Raw genomic sequence first — 19,730 nt, 5'->3', positions numbered from 1 at the left:
ATTAAATGGAGGAATGACGGTGGACATCCGAGACTTGCAGATTTTTCTGGCGGTTGCGAACGAAGGAAGCATTACCAAAGCAGCCGAAAAAATGGAATATGTTCAGTCGAGTATAAGCATCCGTATCCAGCAGCTTGAAAAGAAACTGAAAACAGCGTTATTTCGTCGTGGGCGGCAAGGGGTTCGGCTCACAACATCCGGAGAAACACTCAAGTCCTATGCTGAGAAAATTGTCTTTCTTACTCAAGAGGCGGAACGAGTCGTGGCAGATAACTCAACCCCAAGAGGCCCGCTTCGGATCGGATCGCTTGAAACCACAGCTGCGATTCGACTACCATCTATTCTCACCGATTACCATAAATCTTATCCAGAGGTGGATTTGGCATTAAAAACTGGAACTACGGAAGAACTTATCCATTTAGTGTTGAAATACGAGTTGGACGGAGCTTTCGTAGCTGCGCCAGTTGATCATGCTGAGCTCGATATTACTGAGGTAGGGGTTGAGGAACTTGCACTCATATCAGGAAAACAGTTTCCCTTAATCAGTCAACCCGAACAATTACGAAATCTGACTTTACTGGTTTTCCGTACTGGTTGTTCTTATCGTCAAAAACTCGAGAACTGGTTACATCTGAATGGAATTATACCCGCAAAGATCATGGAATTCGGAACATTGGAGGGGATCCTCGGATGTATCCACGCCGGCCTTGGTGTCTCCCTTTTACCTCGCTCAGTCATTGAGAGAGCCATGGTTCAATATAACTTGCAATCTCAAGAAATCTCGGAAGAATTCTATAAAGTTCCGACTCTATTCATACGTCGTAAAGATACTTATGAAACTGCAGCTATATCCGAATTTATCCGGATTTCAAGACAGAGGTTTAATCTTACTTAACCTGCCATCGAAAGTTATCGAAAATATCCTACATTTTAGAGCACCATATTAACGAGAACAAACCATACTGTGTAATAAACTTATAGAAACCGCAGCCTTCTAGCGGACTACGGTTTCTATAGGATCATATTTCATTAATCCACTGAATGAAGGATATCATCCTTTAGCTTCTTCAGAAGTTAATAGTAACAATTGATTCGAGTTTGGATTTTCAAAATTGACTTGGACCTGATCATAATTAAATGAATTCGTAACAACGATCATTACTGTTGGATCATTGCCTGCAGCTACGATTTGCTTCAAATCAAACTCAACCAATTTGTTACTAATCGTAATTTGGTCGTTTTCCCTCACTGCAGGTTTGAAATGCTGTCCTTTAATTTTACTGTATTAATGCCAATATGAATCAAAAGCTCAATTCCAGAATCAGATACAATACCGATGCCATTTCGAATGATAAGCTATTTGACTATTCGGTTTGCTTGGAGTGACTACAGGACTCACGGGTATTCTGTATTAAGAAGAGTCAGTTGTTAGTTTTCTTCTTTACCTGAACAGGTACATTAAAATCATCGACGTTAATATGTCCAAACCCGCCTTTGGAGTGGTCAACCACCTTTATATAAAGCTCCTCCCCGATATAATCCGTCGCATCCCAAATCTTCCGTTGATATTCCTCATAATTGGTCGCTGTCTCTTTAAATAACTCTTTGCCGTCCGACGCCCGAACCAGCGCAACATACAGACGATCTATATCCCGGCCGCCGCTGATAAGGAAGTTGATCTTACCGTTCCCACCAAGGACGAAATTTTGAGATCTTAGCGCTCCTGTTAAGCTGTCGCCGCCGGCTTGCTCGTTGAAGCCCCACAAATGGTAGCCGCCCGGAATTTTATGCGACGGGTTGAAGTAAATGTTGTCCCAGAAGAACTGGGCATTGGTCACATGGACATTCTGGAAGGCGTCTCCTTCCGTCATCCATCCTGTTAAGTCGCCCGTAGCAAAATCATGGTTAGGCAGCTCTGTAATATCCTTATACACAGAATTATCCCACTTATCGGGTACATAGACCGGAGCAGCCGGTTTACCCGTTAAGGCATTCATATCCCATACTTGCATGGATTTGATATTGATATCGCCATCGGCCCAGATCTGTAAGCCTAAGGAGTCGTATCTGCCTACATAGACACGAGTTGTCAGCTTCTTTTTGTAATTTGCAAAGGCTTCAATGACCGAGCGATCGAGAAAGATATGGAGTTTCAAGTTCTCTCCTTCAAGATCTACATATCCTCCTTGAATGCCGTCTACACGCACATCCGGATCAATGCTGCTCTTGGTTCGATCCACATTAAACGTCCCGTTCTTCTTGTCGTAGTAAATGAGCGTCTCTTCTTGGCCTTTTTCCGAGCGGCGTACCTTGAGACCGAATTTCTGGGCCTCACGCGGATCAATCTCCATCACAATCTCTAGCATGTCGCCTTTGACATTTTGGATCAATTGATTGGCGCTCTCCAAATTTTTGTCCGAAAAATCAACCCATTTTTTCCCTCGAAGGCTCTGCAGTTCTTTAATCGGTTCGATATGCAATTTATCATGCTTATCGAGGCTTAGGGAAACCGGCAAAGATAAATTATGAGCCCATCCAGATTGATATTCGGCTTGCGGTGTTCTTACATTTTGCACCATGGAGAATACGACCGTTCTTCCGTCAGGTGTGACCAGACCGCTCTCTGCGGTTAAATAGCCGTCACCTACATCCATTTTGGAGGGTGCCTCCTGATCAGGAATAAATTTAAAGTTATCCCGGTCCCAAGTCCCGATCCAGTAAAAGACCTCAACATCTCTTTGCACATCGTTCGCTGGAGGAACATGCTCCGGCTTTTCATGGGGATTAATCATGAAAATATATTTTTGCTTGCCCGTACTATCCGTGCCTAACGGCAATAACACTGGTAGCTCCCATACCGTACCCAACTCTGGATAACGGCTTCTGTCACTAACGTATAGCGGCCCCTTATATTCCCAATTGTACATATCATCGGATACATACACCAAAGCTGTGCCGCTGCTGAAGTCTGGAAGACCAGATGTCACTAACTGATACCACTTGTCCACCTCTTTGTCGTACCATACAAACGGATCGCGGAACTCGTTGTGGATGCCTTTTCCGTTCTGCTCCGTTACCGGTTTAGGATATTTCACCCATTTTTCCAAATAGGGATCGGACAAATCCGCCGGAGTTGCCAACCCTGTTCTTTGGTTCGGCGACAAGGAGTCGTTGCCAGCGGTATAGAACAGAACAGGATTGCCGTTTCGATCATACGCTGCACTGCCTGACCACGTGCCGTCCGGATCTAGGGTGCCCGCTTCGGGCGCAAGAGCAGGTCTTATATTTTCCCAGTTCACCATATCGTCACTCACCCAATGCCCCCAGTGGATTTGATGCCAGAATGGACCTTGCGGGTTATGTTGATAAAATAAATGGTATTTGCCGTTATAGTAAATCGGTGCATGTGCTTCATTCATCCAGTTTTGCGGAGGCATCGCGTGGTACTGGGGTCGGTGCTGATCTCCGTCAAACACACTTGGATCCTCATCAATGTCCGCATTTGGAATTTTCGGAATTGAACCTCCATGAAGCGCCTTCACGCTCTCATATCCAGCAAGTATCTCCTGGTTCGTAAGGGCTTTATTATGCAGCTTCACTTCATCTAGGAGTCCGCTGAACATATTGAAGGAGAACACCCCTGCTAACTCTACAGATTTATTATTTTTCCCGATGATCAGGCTTTCGGTAGATGGTGTGATCGGAACGTTGAGGGGGGTTACTTGGGAAGCCACTTCCTCACCGTTTAGATATAACTTAATTTTTCCATCTCCTTTACTGAAAGTAGCGGCCACATAATTCCACTTGTATTTTTCCAACGGGTGATCCTTTACCCATACCTGAATCCACTGACCACCGATGCCTACTTGCATCGACCATGTACCGTGCCGATACATACCAAGAGAAAAGCCTTCCGCTTTATCCTGGTCGGATTGGTTTACGATCGCAGACAGCTTGTTTCCGTCTCCCCACTCATAGCTACGCGGTGCAACCCAAGCTTCGATGGTTAACGCGTCGCTTACAGGCACAGTATCGTTTGCATTGACCTCAATATAATTCGAGTATCCATCGAACAATAAGGCGCCGCCTTTTATTCCACGCGGAGTCCATCTCGGATCCTTCGATGCCATATACCTGGCGTTGTTAAATACATAGTTCACATCGTGCCTAAGATTGTGTACTTTCTCCAACGCTTTCTTTCCTGCGCCTTCATCAAGGTTTAAGTAGAAAATAGTCCCCCTACCACTTGCTTGGAAACTATCAACGGCAATGCTGGCTTCATTGGAATGATCGACAACCTTTACATAGAGCTTCTTGTTGTAGTGTTCTTGCACTTTCCATGAGATTTTCTCGTTCGCGCTGACATTCCCGGTTTTCATAAGCAATGTGTTGCTGTTCGCATCGTAAAGTGCAACATATGCATTTTCCGGTTTGAGGATATCCAAAACAGTAAAATTAATTGTTCCGGTTCCCTGAAGCGTGAAAGTATTAGAAGTGATGGAGCCCTTTCCTTGCAGGGAGGATTTGGCATAGAAATTCCCTTCTTTGCTCGCATGAGCTTCATCAGTCACTTCAAAAGCATCTCCCTCAACCGTCCAGCCATCGAGATTTCCGGTTTCAAAGCTTGGATTATCGATTTCATAGCGCTTGAAATCCGGCTTGATATCCGTCGCAACAATTCCTTCAGCTGGCTCCGACTCATGGTACATGGAGAATGCGTCCGCAAAAATGACTCCCCAATCCGAGGTTGCATTATCGACGACCTCCACATACAGTTTCTTGCCCAATTGTGTGGAAAGATCCGCCTTGTATTGCACCATATTGGCAAGCCGCATGCCCTGCGCAGGATCCGGGAAGCCAACGTCGGCGAATGCGCTATTTCCGTATCGGGCAATAACTTGTCCCGTATCGACTTCCACAATATTTATAAATACCTTGTCTGGGTTCTTTGCACCGCCAAGCTTGAAGCTGATCCAGCCGCTTCCGCCCAGCTCGAAAGTGCTGGAACGAAGTACACCTGTCGCAGATTCGTCATACTTCCAGCCGTTTAAATGATAAGCTCCTTCCTGGTTATACGGTATTTTTTCTGCCCACCAAGTCGTTTCGTCGGTTACGCTATTCGGACCGAACGCATCGCCTTTGACAACGGTCCATCCCGTCAAATCTCCTGTTTCAAATCCAGGATTCCGGATTTGATAGACTGAATCTGTAACTGACAATCCCATGTCATTCTTAGGAATATTCTTGATTTGATAAATCGCATCCGTAACCGATGATTTCACATCATTCTTAGGAATGAGCGTTTCTCCAGCAACAGTTCTATTTTCGGACGCGACAGAGATTCCCGGAACAACAAGCTGGAGAACCATAGCCCATATAACCATTCCCGATATCCAACATTTTCCTCTTTTGACTTTCCTCATTCTCGAGCCTCCTTCGAAACTTGTTATACTTGCGAACATCGATACCTCATTTCGAAATGCTCTCCTTGTACAAAGATGAATAGTCATGAAGAAGGGAGAATATGAATGAAACGTTTCCAAACGGAGGAATGCAAAGTTTCTTGATCATTTGTGCATACCCCATTCGTAAGGAGCGCCTAAACAACCGTCTTACCAAATGGACTGCATATCCCATATATCCAAGGATTTAACAAACGGTTCTCCATCTCCCCAAATCTCGAGTCCCAAAGCATCCATACGGCTCGGATATACCCGGGTTGTCAGGCTTTTCAATCCGTTTGCATAAGCTTCGACCATGGAGCGGTCCAAATAAATGTGGAGCTTCAGATTCTCCCCAAGCAGTTCCAACTTACCGCCTTGAACCCCTCCGCACTTTTCTCCCGGGTGCAGCGTCGTTTTTGAGCGGTCGACCAAGAGCATCGCATGATTCCAATCATAATACAGCAGAGTTTCTTCCTCTCCGTCCGGCGTACAACGGACCTTGATTCCGAATTTTTTGGCGCTGCCGGGCTCCAATTCCAATTGAATCTCAAGCATGTCACCATGAACATTCCTAAGCTGCACATTAGTTTCAGCCAATGACTGGTCCCGAAGCGATAGCCGCTTAGGGCCACGCAGCGATTGAAGCTCCTGAATCGGCTCTATTCCCAGACGTCCGTCATCCCTCAAATACACGCTTAACGGCAAGCCTCCGTTATGAGCCCAACCCGACTTATATTCCATCTCGGACGTCCGGTCGCCTTGGGCTATCGTAAAGATGATATTTCTGCCGGTCTTCGGATCAACCATTCCGCTCGGTCCGGTAAAATGGAAATCCCCGACATCAATCAATTGAGGCTCTTCTTGATCGGGGATGAACGAAAGATTTTGCTTGTCAAGTTGTCCGATCCAATAGAACACCTCGACATCCGCTCCCTTCCCCACAGGGCTGACAAGCAGGAGATGTTTGTTCACTCCCTGCTTGTCACTGTGAAGGGGAAGAAGCACAGGGAGCTCCCAGATGGGTCCAAGGTAAGGAAACTTCTGAATATCCGCTTTAAAAAACGGCCCTTTATACGTCCAATTCAGCATATCCTGTGACGCAAATGCCAGTGCTGCTCCACCTTCAATTCCGGACCCGACCAGAGCATACCAGCCGTCATCGTCCTTCCATACGAACGGATCCCGGAAATCCCCAAATGCGCCCATTCCCTTCTTCTGCACGATCAACGGCTCTGGATGTTTAACCCACTGAACCAGATCCGGGTTTCCGTCAAGGGTATAAGTGCTTCGGGCAAGCGCCACGCTCTGATTCGGAGAAGCGCTGTCATTACCAGCCGTAAAGAACAAGACAGGCAGGCCGTCAGCATCATAGGTTGCGCTTCCCGACCAGATCCCGTCCGGTGCGAGTTGATCCTTTTCGGGCGCCAGGGCCACGGGTAGATCACGCCAATGCACCAAATCCTGACTTACCCAATGTCCCCAATGGATCTGATGAAAGAACGGCCCCTGCGGGTTATGCTGATAGAACAAATGATATTGCCCGTCAAAATAGATCGGTGCATGAGGTTCGTTCATCCAATGGGCCGGCGGGCTAACATGATATTGCGGTCTGTGCCGATCAAGTAGCAGTGGCGTCCGGTCTAGCTTGATCTCGTCATAGTTTAATTGTGGCCGGATACCTTCATGAAAGGTGTCCAGCACATGACGATAAGAAGCGGCCACTTCTTCCGCGCTCAGCGCTCGATTATAAATCTTGAGTTCATCAATGATACCGCTAAACATGTGCAGGCTGAACACTTCCGCCAGCAGGCTGCTATGGTTATTCTTTCCAATCAGTAGATCCGTGTCCGCCGCCTCAGCCAGGCGGGAACCACGAGGCACGGCAGCTGAAGCGATTTCACTGCCGTTTAAATACAGCTTGATTTCCCCTTGGTTCCCATCGAACACAGCATTCACGTATGACCATTCATTCTTGGGCAGTTCATGGCCGTCCGGCGACCAAAGTTCCTTCCAGTCTCCTCCTTCCAGCCCGACTTGGAAGGACCAGGAACCGTGACGGAACATGCCGAGCAGATAACCCTGCTTGCGATCCAGGTTGTAGCGGTTCACGATGGCGGACAATTTGCCATCATCCCCCCATTCATAGGAGCGTGGGGCTACCCATACTCCTATGCTTAACGCGGATCGATACTCTGGCTCGGTGTTCTGATTTCCCTCATCGAACGAATGCGCAATGTAAGTCGAATAACCATCGAACAGAAGCCCATTTCCAATTACCCCCTGTCTCCACCGTGGAGGGCAAGGTTGAGTAAACTCCGCTTGGTTAAACACGTACTGGATATTATCCTGGACTTGGGATACGCTCTCCAGAGCGCTTGTACCGGTTCCTTCATTGAAGGCCCAATACATAATCAATCCCCGATTATCGGTTGCATGGCTCATACTTCAACCCTCCTGGATGTCTGCTCCGTTGGACCATTAGGAATATGAATGGAGTTAAGAGCATGCATATAAAACGAGTTCACTACAACTTCCCCTGATTTCGCACTTATCTCAATACGATCCATCGGAGCATCAGGGAATATTTGATCCGTCAGTGCAACCAAGCCCTCATTCGCGTACACTTCAACCGCGTTGCGATCCAGCCAGATATGCAGCTTGATCTTCCCATTCTCCGAAACCATTCTAGCACCGTGCTTGCACGCAAACGACGGGTGGAAATCACTCAGGCCCGATTTCGAGCGGTCGATGAATAGCCATTGGCGCACAGGGTCATAACCGATAATAGTCTCACTTTGCCCAGAGGACTTCATTTTAATATGAACCTCGTCACCGGAACGAATGTCGATATCCGCTTCAATTTCAAGCAGAACATCATTCGTTTTTTGCGTAAACGGCACCTCTGGCGTAACCTTAACCTCATTCCAGCAGAACGTTCCTTTCCGCAGCTGCTCTATTTCCCGAACAGGCATTTGGGTCAGAACTACGCCCTCGTCTCGGCTGGTCAATGACAAGACGCGAGGCAGAGTCATTGTGCCTCTCCAGGCCCCGGTAGGCGTTTGGTTAGCATATTTCCAGTTGCTCATCCATCCGATGATCACACGCCGTCCGTCCTGCTCAGCTATATCCGACCAGGTGACCCCCGCATAATTGTCCCGGCCATAATCCAGCCACAGGATATGATCGGCCGGATGGTCATTGATGAACGTATTTCCGTCAAATTCTCCGATTAAGTATTGCGTGCGTGAGCCTTCCGGACAGTTGGGATTATCTCCGATGCTTATGATAAGTACCCATTTGGAATGTCCACTGTCATCAACCGGCAATTCAAAGAGATCAGGGCATTCCCAAACTCCGTCATGCGAGCCTTCACTCTTTCCGAATACGCCTGACAACGTCCATTCACACAAATTGTCGGAACGATAAAACCGAACGTGGTCTCCCGCAACAAGAGCCATAATCCAGGATTCACTTGGCGAATGCCAGAACACCTTGGGGTCCCGGAAGTCGACCAGATCATGCTCGTCGAGTATTGGGTTCCCCTCATATTTGTGCCAAGTTCGGCCTTTATCGCTGCTGTAAGCCAGGCTTTGCCGCTGGCGAGGTTGTCCGGTCTCCGGACAGCTGTCTGCATGAGTGAAGAGTGCGATCAATCCATGGGAACCATCGAACAGTCCGCTACTATTATTCCAGTCAACCACACAGCAACCGGAGAAAATAGCGCCATGCTCATCCGGGAACAGAGCGATAGGCATATGCTCCCAATGAACCAGGTCTTGGCTTACAGCATGACCCCAGTGCATTGGTCCCCATTGGTTACTATACGGATGGTGCTGATAAAACAGATGATAGACTCCCTCGTAATAGACTAATCCGTTGGGATCATTCAACCAATGGGAGTGAGGTGAAAAATGAAAACCCGGCCTAAATCTATCATCATCGTGCTGTTTATTTGTCTCGATTATCTGGGTAATTTCATCTGTCGTCGGCATAGATTGAAGAGCCCCTTTCCGTGTGGTTACTAATGCACCGCCGGCATTAGCAAAAGTTAGCATACCGATGATTTGCTGTTTGGTCAGCTGATTCAAAGAAATACCGGCTTTCAGTATCTTATATAACAAGCAGCCCAGAAAAGCGTCGCCGGCTCCTGTCGTATCAGTGACCTCTACTTGAAAACCCGGCACATATCCGTCATGACCCGCTAATCGGTAATAGCAGCCTTTTTCCGCTAAAGTTACGAAGATCCCGGCGATGCCGAATTGCTGTTGCAACTCTAGCGAGCCTTTTTCCACATCAGTTGTACCCGTTATAAAGTGGAGCTCATCTTCCGATATTTTCAGGATGTCGGCATACTTCATGCCCCAAAGGATATTCTGTTTCGCTTCCTCTTTACTCTCCCATAAAGCAAACCGGATATTCGGATCGAATGAAAGCAGGACTCCTGCCTCTTTAGCCTTCACAACTGCCGCTCTTGTTGCCGTACGGGCCGGCTCATGGGTCATCGACAAAGAACCAAAGTGCAGTGCATGGCAGTTTTCAATCCTATCGAACGGGACATCCTGCGTGCGCAAGTATGTATCCGCTCCTGGTTTCCGGTAGAAGCTGAACGATCGGTCTCCGTTGTCATCCAGATGAACAAATGCCAGCGTTGTATTGGCTTCATCTGTAAACGAAAGCGCAGACACGTCGATGCCGCCGTTCATCAAGGTATCGTGCAGCAAGGAACCGAATTGATCATCCCCAACTTTGCTAATCAATGTCGCTCTAGCTCCTAAACGGGATAGAGCAGCTGCTACGTTAGCCGGAGCCCCTCCAGGATTGCATTCAAACTGCTCGTTGCCTCCCGCTGTACGACCTGATGGCGTAAAGTCTATCAATACTTCCCCAATGGTTATTACATCAAGCACAGTTTTCTCCCCACCTATCGTTTGATTATTTATTTTTTAAATTTGCATTATATCGATCCAACCCTTTTTGATAGATTTCCATTAATTCGTTCAGCCCCATCTTCTCGAGTGTCTTCACATAGCTGTCCCACTTTTCATCTACCTCGCCATCGACGATGAACTTGCCTCTTTGGGTATTTACATATTTAATAAGTTCTGGCTCAATCCGATTGATTTTATCTAGTTCATCCGGTTCAAAGAAGATGCTCGGATAGTTTTCCTTTTTCATATATGGAGTGTAATATTTCTCCAAATACTCAGCACGCTTCTGAGCTCGGGGTTCCATATCAACAACTTTTCCGAAGTCATCGAAAGTAATGACGCCCGGATTTCCTGTGCCTGGAGCCACTTTTTGACGGAATTCACCTGCGGAGACTCCCTTGGGAAGCGGCAGGTTCACCAATTTTCCTTTTTCGTCCTTCTTGAATACGACATCCAACGGACCCCAGTGAATTTGAGCCGCCATGTAAGGGTCATACTGTTGATCGATCCAACGCATCGTCATTGCCGGATAACGGTTCTCCTTTGTAATCACGAAGCTACCTCGTCCCGGACCGCCGCCGTTGTTGCGACCAATCATTTGATCTCCATTTGGGCCTTTAAGCGGGGGCAGCAGAGCATAATCCTTACTACGCTCCGGTCCGACAACTTCTTCGACTTCCCACCAAACGTAGGAGCCGAGCGTTTCATCTGGTGTTTTGCCTTTTGCTAAATACTGAGCGGCATCCTGGGTGAACGATTCAGGGTCAATCAGACCCTGCTTATACCAGTTATCATGAATATATTTTAATGCTTCCTTATATTGAGGTTGCGTAGCGGTAAAGATCACTTTACCTTCGCGGACGATCCGATGTTCCAAATTATCCGGAAGACCGAAAGCTCCGAATATGCCAGCAATGTCACTACACCACTGCATATGCATAAAGCTTAATGGGATTTCATCAGCCTTGCCATTGCCGTTCGGGTCCTTCGTTTTAAAGGCAATCAAAGCCTGCGTGTATTCGTCCAGCGTTTGAGGTAATTTTAAGCCCAGTTTATCGAGCCAATTTTTATTGATGACGTGAAAGAAGGGGTTGGTATCGAGCTTATTCTCTTCCCACGACGGCAGCCCATAGATGTGACCGTCTGGCGCTGTGATGGCTAGTTTAATATCAGGCCGTCGATCGAGAAGCGCTTTCAAATTAGGCGCATATTTATCAATTAAATTCTCCAGCGGAATAATGGTTCCGTCTTTACCGTAATTGATTAGATCGTAATCTGTGAATCCGGCTCCGTAAAAGGCATCTGGCAAATCTCCGCTGGCCAACAACAAATTTTTCTTCTCTGCAAAGTCAGTGTCTGGAATGTTTTCCCAATCAATTTTTACGTTTGTTTGTTTTTCCAGCCGCTTAAATATTTCCATTTTCGAGTAATCTGGCGCTAAAGCAGCTTTTGGGGATACCATCTTTAATGTCACCGCTTCTTTAACAATCGGAAGACCGGTTTTATTAAAATTTGCATCCTGATCTGGATTCACCGTCTGATTTTTTGACTCGCCTCCGCCTCCCGAACATCCGCTAAGAGCAAACACTCCAGCCAGCATTAGAATTCCAGCCCTTTTGAATAATTTCATCGTACATAACCTCCTTATGTCAGTCCACAAGCTGAGAACTTCCCTTGTCCTTGTTATTTACTTGTCTGAATGCTGAATTTAGGTATTCTGTTGCACATTCCCCCTTTCAGGCACCATGACAATGTTAGCCTTTGATCGAGCCGATCATCACGCCTTTAACAAAGTATTTTTGCAGGAAAGGATACAAAATCAGCAACGGTAGGCTGGATACCATGATGACACCATATTTGATAAGCTCTGTAACGCGCATCTTCGCTGCATAGGATTCCACGTCTATCATCATGCTCGAGTTGGCCTGATTCTGGACAAGAATGTTGCGAAGGACCAGTTGTAATGGATACTTGCTTTCATCGTTCAAGTAAATCAAAGCGTCAAAGAAACCATTCCAGAACCCGACAACATGATACAGTACCATTACGGCTATAACGGACTTAGACAAAGGCAATACAATGCTCCAAAAAAATCTGGTATTGGAACAACCATCAATGGAAGCTGCCTCCCACATTTCATCCGGGATGGTCGACTGAAAAAAAGTCCTTACGATAATGACATTAAACACACCTCCCGCTCCAGGAATAACAAGTGCCCAGATCGTATTCAGCATATGAAGATCTTTGATCAGCAAATAGGTTGGGATCAACCCCCCACTAAAAAACATGGAGATCAGTAAAAACCACATTATCACCGGCTTTCCAGCCAGTCCTTTACGGGCTAACGGGTAAGCTGCACATACGGTCACGGCAACTCCGATTAAGGTTCCTAGACTCGCATATAAAATCGAATTGGCATATCCAATCCATATAGATGAATCGCTGAATATTCGCCCGTATCCATCCAGCGTAAACCCTTTTGGAAAGAACCATACTTCACCTGAGTAGATGAGATTGGGGTCACTGAGTGAAGCAATCAATACAAAATACAGCGGGAATAATACAAGCAACATAACTATGGTCAGCATGACGTAGTTGATGATGTCAAACCATAAGTCTCCTTTACTTTTTCTCTTTAATAATTGATTCATAATGATCTCCCCCTTACCACAGGCTGGTTTCCGTCAATTTTTTTGCGATCCGGTTGACGGTGACTATCAGGATAATATTTACAACTGAATTAAACAGGCCAATTGCTGTAGAAAAGCTGTATTGTGCTTTTTGGATCCCAATTTCATAAACGTAGGTCGGAATAATATTGGAGGTGGCATAATTCAAATCGTTCTGCATAAGGAAAGCCTTTTCAAAACCGATGCCCATAATGTTGCCGAGTGCGAGAATCAATAAGATGACGATCGTCGGCAAAATGCTTGGAATATCCACATGCATTACGCGCTTCCATTTGCTTGCTCCATCCATGATCGCCGCTTCATGCAATTCCGGATTGACCCCTGCCAAAGCTGCAAGGTAAATGATGGTAGCAAAACCTGTCTCTTGCCAAACCCCTGATAATATATACAAAGGACGGAACCACCCTTCGTCGGCCAAAAACATAATGGGGTCCCCTCCAAACCAAGTGATGATGTGATTCACAATTCCGCTGTTTGGAGACAGAAAAACATTAAGCATACCGACGAGCACTACGGTAGAAATAAAGTGTGGTGCATAAATTACAGTCTGTACAATTTTCTTGTATCTCTTGGCCAGCATCTGATTGAGCATAATCGCTATAATAATCGGAGCTGGGAAGCTAAACACAAGCGATAGAGCACTGAGTGTAAGCGTATTGGTCATGATCGTCCAGAAGTTATAGGAATCGAAAAAATCAATAAAGTGCTTAAAGCCTACCCACTCGCTTCCCCAAATCCCCCGACTTGGTGAAAAATCCTTAAAAGCAATTTGTATTCCATACATTGGATAGTACTTAAATACGAGATAAATAATAATGATTGGCAGCAAAAACAGATATAGTTCATAGTCACGTTTGATCTGGTTCCATATTTTGCGATTTGGCTTGATCGTAGAATGATCCCACTCACTAGTTCTTGAATTCACCATTACACTCCCTTTCTTGTAAAAGAATATTTTCATTTTTGAAACGTTTCCAATTTATTAAAAGAAAAACGTCAGCCGGTGATCCATACCATAAATCCACCGAATGAGCTAAAGCTTTTCCAAAGTCAAAAACAACCTTGCCTAAGATAGCAGGAGACGATACATTTGCTGATCCAAACTTATTCCTTGGATCTTTTAACAGAGTAGTCTGATTGTCAAATGAAACGTTTCCAATTCATTATAAAAAAAAGGCGAGTTTGCAGATCCAGACTGAGATCCAACTGAATGAGCTAATATTTATATAATAAAACTCATGTCGTTTCGCCTTGCCTGAAGATAACGGGGAGACGATACACTTGCTGATCTAAAGTTATACCATCGATCTTTTGATACAGTAGTCTGATTGTCAGACGTGCCATCTCCTCCACTGGCTGCCTAATTGTAGACAATATCGGATGAAAATAACGATGATCCTGAATGCCGTCATAACCGATGACCTTTACATCTTCTGGAACTCGAATACCCTGCCTACCTGCTCTTTCTATATATTTGGCGGCAAACATATCGGTAATAGCGAAAATGCCATCCACATCCCGATGCTTAGATAGAAATTCGCCAAAATAGGCTTCGTCGTCCACAATAGGATCTGGTTTCTCGTATACAACATAGTCTACACCTAATTTTTTCGCCTCATCAATGAAACCTTTTCTTCGATTCATGGTTTCACTAAAAATGGAAGTTACACTTCCTATAAAGGCTGGTTTTTGGGCCCCTGCCTTAACAAGTTCCCTCAAAGCTAGACGGCCTCCCTCATAATTATCTGAGGTCACACAAGTGATTTTTTTGTTGAAATGTCTGTCAATACTTAGAATTGGAATGTCATTGCTTACGCTATTTTCTATATCATTGTAAGTAATGCCGACAATACCAGCCACTTTGTTTTGACGTAGCATATCCAGGTAATACAGTTCCTTTTCGGGCTTGCCGCCGCTATTACATAACATGAGCTTAAAGCCTTCCCGATCCAACTCATCCTCAATGTAATAAGCCAGTTCAGAAAAAAAAGGATGCCAGATACTTGGAAGCAGCAAGGCTACCATCTTGGATTTCCTCATTTTAAAATTTCGAGCGACTTCATTAGGAAAATAATTCAGTTCTTGTATAGCTTTCTCCACTTTCCTTCGTGTATCTGGTTTTACAGAGCCCGAGTTATTAATAACGCGGGACACCGTTCCCACAGCAACACCAGCTATCTTAGCTACATCTCTAATACTTGGCATTTAACCCCCCCATATCTCTTATGGGAATTATAATAGCACGAAGTTGGAAACGTTTCAATAATCTTTGAAGCGCTTTTTTTCTGACTTTTTTCACCCTTTTCATTGATCGCTCCGGATCAACCGCCGAATTTGATACAAATCGCCCTCCATGCGGAATTCGCCTGGAGCCATTCCTGTATACTTTCGGAACACTTTGCCGAAATAATTCGCATTCGAGAAACCGGACTGTTCCGCCACCTGCTCCAATGTCAGATTTGCGGGCTCCAGCAGAAGAGCAGCCGCTCTTTCCAACCTCATACGAGTTAAATAGCGGCCGGGAGAGAGGCCAAGCTTGCGCTCAAACTCACGGGTGAGATGAAATTTAGAACATCCGGAGACCTCCGCCATGTCCTGAAGGCCAATGCTCCGATGCAGATTACTGTCAATGAAGGTCTTACAGCGTTCTACAACCGGAGGCAATGGGACGCTGCTGGCAAGAGTGACAAGATGACTCGCCAGTGACATGGCCAGTGAATAAGCAGCCCGTGAGCACTGATACATATCGCGGTAGCTGTTCTCAATAGCTTCCCGATAAGTGGCCCACAGGAGATGCTCCAAATCGGTCCCCGGCTCAATCCGGAAAATGTAGCCGTTTATGTCCAGCCATTCCTGGAGGAGATGCAGCGCCAAGTGTGACAGTTCGAAGTAAAGCACTTCCCATCTGGGAGAATCAGAGGGGAGACGGTAGATATGGTCGCCCGGAACATCAGCCAGAAAAGCATCCCCCGGCTCGAGGGAATGTCTCCTCCCCCCCGTTTCAATCTCACCGCGACCATTCAATGTATATTGAAGCACACAATGGTCTCCGGTACGGTTCCGTCCATCCCAAATATAATCATGCGAAGTAATCAGCTCATATCCAGCACCTTTTAACAAGATATAGGGCATAGGTGTTATAAAGTGAAAAGATATCGAGGACTGCTTCTCTTTCCCGTTTCCCTCCTCATGATTCACAGCAATATTTCACCCTCCTCAATTCATAAAGTTACTCTTGTTTCGGTTCTTCTGCACCTTTACGCTAATGATGAAGACAAATTTTCTATAATCAGTTATTTCATACGCTTACTAAATTATAACACTAAAAGGAGCACGATTTCACTTATGGGCATTCATTATGATGAGGAACGCATGGTATTTCACCTGCAAACCCCCGGTTCCAGCTACTGCATTCAGATTGTTCGCGACGGCTACCTTGGGCATTTATACTGGGGACGACGAATCGCCATCTACCAGGATTCTGTACCTTTTGATTTTATCGATCGGGGCTTTTCGCCGAATCCTGACCCTGCTGACCGAAGGTTCTCCTTGGACAACCTTCCGCAGGAGTATCCGGGTTACGGGAACGGCGATTTTGGCATACCCGCCTATCAGGTCGGCCAGTCTAATGGATCTGAAATCTGTGATTTCCGTTACCAGACTCATCGGATATTCGCCGGCAAGCCAAAGCTTCCAGGTCTTCCTGCCACTTACATCGAGAGGGAGGACGAAGCGGATACGCTGGAGCTTGTGCTTGAAGATGCACTGACCGGTCTGCGTGCTACCTTAATTTATACTGTCTTTAACAAATACGACGCCATCGCTCGTTCGGTTCGTTTCGACCATACCGGCTCCGACAATCTGGTCCTTCTTCGCGCGCTCAGCGCCAGTATCGATTTCAGAGATGACGAGTATGACATGTTGACCTTCTACGGTACGCATACCAATGAACGAAATATTGCGCGGAGACCCCTTATGCCCGGCATCCAGAATGCGGAAAGCCGGCGAGGTGCCAGCAGTCCCCAGCAGAATCCGTTTCTGGCCCTGCTTCGTCCTGGCGCTGATGAAGACAATGGCGAGGTATACGCGCTCAATCTCGTTTACAGCGGAAACTTCATAGCCCAGGCCGAGGTTCAGCAGTACCGGACGACTCGGTTGTCGATCGGCATCAATCCGTTTGGCTTCTCCTGGCAGTTGGCTCCCGGAGAAAGCTTTCAAACGCCCGAGACCGTCATGGTATACTCTGCACAAGGCTTGGGCGGGATGTCCCGCGTCTTTAATAGGCTCTACCGCACGCGGCTCAGTCGCGGCAAATTTCGTGACGCCGAACGGCCGATTCTAATTAATAACTGGGAGGCCACCTACTTTGACTTTAACGCCGACAAGATCGAAGCGATCGCCCGCGAAGGGAAAGAACTTGGTATGGAGCTCTTTGTCCTGGACGACGGCTGGTTCGGCAAGCGGGACAATGATTTGAGTTCCCTGGGCGACTGGACCGTTGACCGTCGCAAGCTTCCGGAGGGGCTGGACAATCTGGCCCGGCGGATAACCGGAATGGGCATGCAGTTCGGTCTGTGGTTCGAACCGGAGATGGTCTCACCGGACAGCGAACTCTACCGGCGCCATCCCGACTGGTGTCTTCATGTGACGGATCGTCCCCACACGGTGGGGCGAAATCAGCTTGTTCTCGATCTGTCGCGGCGGGATGTATGCGACTATATTGTTGGAGCGCTGTCCGATGTTCTGTCTTCCGCACCGATTACTTATGTCAAATGGGACATGAACCGCCATTTGACGGAGATCGGCTCTGCCCTGCTTCCGGCGGAGCGCCAGCGCGAAACGGGACACCGGTATATCCTCGGTCTGTATAGGGTATTGGACGAGCTCACTTCCGTCTTTCCGGATGTACTGTTCGAGAGCTGTTCCAGCGGAGGAGGGCGCTATGATCCCGGCATGCTCTATTACATGCCGCAAACGTGGACAAGCGACAATACCGATGCGATCAGTCGGCTAAAAATCCAGTACGGCAACAGTATGGTCTATCCGGCTGTGTCTATGGGCGCTCATGTTTCGGGTGTACCGAATCATCAAGTCAACCGGGTTACTCCTCTTGACACCCGAGGACATGTCGCGATGTCGGGAAACCTTGGCTACGAACTCGATCTTACCAAGATGTCGCCGCAGGAAAAGATAGCGATCAAGTCCCAAGTTGCGCTATATAAAGCAATTCGCCCCCTTATCCAATTCGGAGAATTTTATCGCATTTTAAGTCCGTTCGAGGGCAACGAGGTGGCCTGGGCCTTTGTTTCTGATGACCAGAGCGAAGCAGTACTTGCTTTCTTTCGAGTGCTGAGCCAGCCGGGTGAAAGGGTGCCTATTCTGAAATGCAAAGGATTGAATTCGCGTTACCTGTACCGCCATCACGAAACTGGAAAGATATACGGAGGTGACGAGCTGATGTACGCCGGTTTGACACTTCCAAGAATAAAAGGGGATTTTATCAGCCTGTTCTGGCGGTTTAGTAAGATCGACGAGCAATGAATGTATCAAAGCAAAAAAATTAGAAGTCCAACAGAAAGCAGGGCCTGAAATCATGAGATTTCTGGCCCTGCTCGCTATGCCCCTTCGCCGTGGTTATATTATTTTGAGAAGCAAAAATCAACTGGCAAATGTGCTGTAACAGCTTGCCGGTTCTCCGATAAATCCAAGCTACACCATCATTTTAAGTGAACGCGAAGCAGTGGGACACCGTCTACCACCCCAGCGCCTCCCATCGTCTCCACCGATTTCACCATTTCCTGGTCGTCCGGGACCAACACTGGTGTGATCACCGGAAAGCCCGCCTGCTCGATTTCGGAAATATCAAATTCCAGCAGCTGTCCTTTCTTGATTTTGTCACCGGTCTGAACTCGTAGGGTAAACCCTCTTCCCTTCAACGACACCGTATTAATGCCAACGTGAATCAGCAGTTGAATACCGCTAGCATGCTCCAGCAGCAGCGCGTGATTACTACTGCCGAACGCATGCGCTACTATTCCGTCAAACGGCGCGTAGACTTTACCTTCCCGGGGCTTAATGGCTATTGACCTCCGGCCATCATCTACGAACACTTCTACAGATGATGTATCCATAAACAAATGCAGCTTGACAGCCAAAGGATTCACCTTGCAGCTTCGGATCGTACCAAATTCTTCTGCAATCGGCCTTCCGGACAGCGTTCGATCCAGCATAAGCCTAGATTCCCTGGTGTTGCATACCAGATTCGTCCCTTCTGCTTCTCCTGTTCTCAGTCTAATACCAAATTCGACGGCGTCTACATTATTGAATTCTATTATCAGCTCGTAACGGGAGCCGGCAAAACCGGCCGGACTAAGCGTATCGTTTGAAATTTTCCCGTCCGCGAACCTTTCCCTTCCTCTGATAGCCTGAAGTTCACGAACGGGAACCTGGTACAATCGGCCGCTCTCCACGCGCAATTCACGCGGCAGCGTCAGGCAGTGGGCCCAACCGTGATCGTCTGTGGGATAGACAATATCCGGCAGACCCATCCAGCCGACCAGAATTCGTCTGCCATCCAGCGTTAATGTTGTCTGGAGAGCATAGAAATCAAAACCACGATCCAGCAAGCGAAAAATCCCATGCCGAAACTCTCCCGTCTCCACATTCAG

11 protein-coding genes and 1 pseudogene are annotated in these 19,730 nt (G+C 46.9%); 2 read left to right on the top strand and 10 right to left on the bottom strand.

Going from position 1 to position 19,730, the window contains the following annotated elements; genetic code table 11:
• The first annotated feature begins 19 nt into the window (after window positions 1-19).
• The gene (locus MKY35_RS12615; RefSeq protein ID WP_342446559.1) at window positions 20-895 is read left to right on the top strand and encodes a LysR family transcriptional regulator; all 876 of its coding nucleotides are present in this window, start codon (window positions 20-22) and stop codon (window positions 893-895) included.
• A 156-nt stretch (window positions 896-1,051) separates the two neighbouring features.
• On the opposite strand, the pseudogene MKY35_RS12610 reads toward MKY35_RS12615, so the two are convergent.
• The 9 genes and pseudogenes from MKY35_RS12610 to MKY35_RS12570 form a co-directional block, all read right to left on the bottom strand.
• A pseudogene (locus MKY35_RS12610) lies at window positions 1,052-1,305 on the bottom strand (PTS glucose transporter subunit IIA).
• Between the two features lie 116 nt (window positions 1,306-1,421).
• Complete coding sequence (locus tag MKY35_RS12605; RefSeq protein ID WP_342446558.1) at window positions 1,422-5,423, bottom strand: GH32 C-terminal domain-containing protein; 4,002 nt, start codon at window positions 5,421-5,423, stop codon at window positions 1,422-1,424.
• A 189-nt stretch (window positions 5,424-5,612) separates the two neighbouring features.
• Window positions 5,613-7,886, bottom strand: a complete 2,274-nt coding sequence (locus tag MKY35_RS12600; protein ID WP_342446557.1) for a GH32 C-terminal domain-containing protein — start codon at window positions 7,884-7,886, stop codon at window positions 5,613-5,615.
• Complete coding sequence (locus MKY35_RS12595) at window positions 7,883-10,351, bottom strand: PfkB family carbohydrate kinase (protein ID WP_342446556.1); 2,469 nt, start codon at window positions 10,349-10,351, stop codon at window positions 7,883-7,885. The genes MKY35_RS12600 and MKY35_RS12595 overlap by 4 nt, the downstream gene beginning before the upstream one ends.
• A 25-nt stretch (window positions 10,352-10,376) precedes the next feature.
• A complete protein-coding gene (locus MKY35_RS12590) occupies window positions 10,377-12,002 on the bottom strand; it encodes an ABC transporter substrate-binding protein (protein WP_039274863.1) in 1,626 nt (541 codons plus the stop codon).
• Between the two features lie 124 nt (window positions 12,003-12,126).
• Entirely contained in the window at window positions 12,127-13,023 is an 897-nt protein-coding gene (locus MKY35_RS12585; protein WP_013371289.1) for a carbohydrate ABC transporter permease, read from the bottom strand.
• 13 nt (window positions 13,024-13,036) lie between these two features.
• Window positions 13,037-13,990, bottom strand: coding sequence for an ABC transporter permease subunit (locus tag MKY35_RS12580; protein WP_342446555.1), 954 nt, complete (start codon window positions 13,988-13,990; stop codon window positions 13,037-13,039).
• A 308-nt stretch (window positions 13,991-14,298) separates the two neighbouring features.
• Window positions 14,299-15,267, bottom strand: coding sequence for a LacI family DNA-binding transcriptional regulator (locus MKY35_RS12575; RefSeq protein ID WP_039274866.1), 969 nt, complete (start codon window positions 15,265-15,267; stop codon window positions 14,299-14,301).
• A gap of 99 nt (window positions 15,268-15,366) precedes the next feature.
• Window positions 15,367-16,260, bottom strand: a complete 894-nt coding sequence (locus MKY35_RS12570; RefSeq protein ID WP_039274867.1) for an AraC family transcriptional regulator — start codon at window positions 16,258-16,260, stop codon at window positions 15,367-15,369.
• Window positions 16,261-16,407: 147 nt separating this feature from the next.
• On the opposite strand from MKY35_RS12570, the gene MKY35_RS12565 reads away from it, so the two are divergent.
• On the top strand, window positions 16,408-18,603 hold the full coding sequence (locus tag MKY35_RS12565; protein WP_039274868.1) for an alpha-galactosidase: 2,196 nt from the start codon (window positions 16,408-16,410) through the stop codon (window positions 18,601-18,603).
• 176 nt (window positions 18,604-18,779) lie between these two features.
• Here the strand turns inward: MKY35_RS12565 and MKY35_RS12560 are convergent, their stop codons facing one another.
• Window positions 18,780-19,724 (bottom strand): PTS glucose transporter subunit IIA, encoded by a 945-nt coding sequence (locus MKY35_RS12560; RefSeq protein WP_051718067.1) that lies wholly within the window; start codon window positions 19,722-19,724, stop codon window positions 18,780-18,782.
• Between the last annotated feature and the right edge of the window lie 6 nt (window positions 19,725-19,730).

It is taken from the genome of Paenibacillus sp. FSL L8-0638 (assembly GCF_038593075.1).
GTDB lineage: Bacteria > Bacillota > Bacilli > Paenibacillales > Paenibacillaceae > Paenibacillus > Paenibacillus polymyxa_D.
Note: the sequence above shows the minus strand (reverse complement) of the source record. Positions and strands in the feature narration are given on the sequence as shown.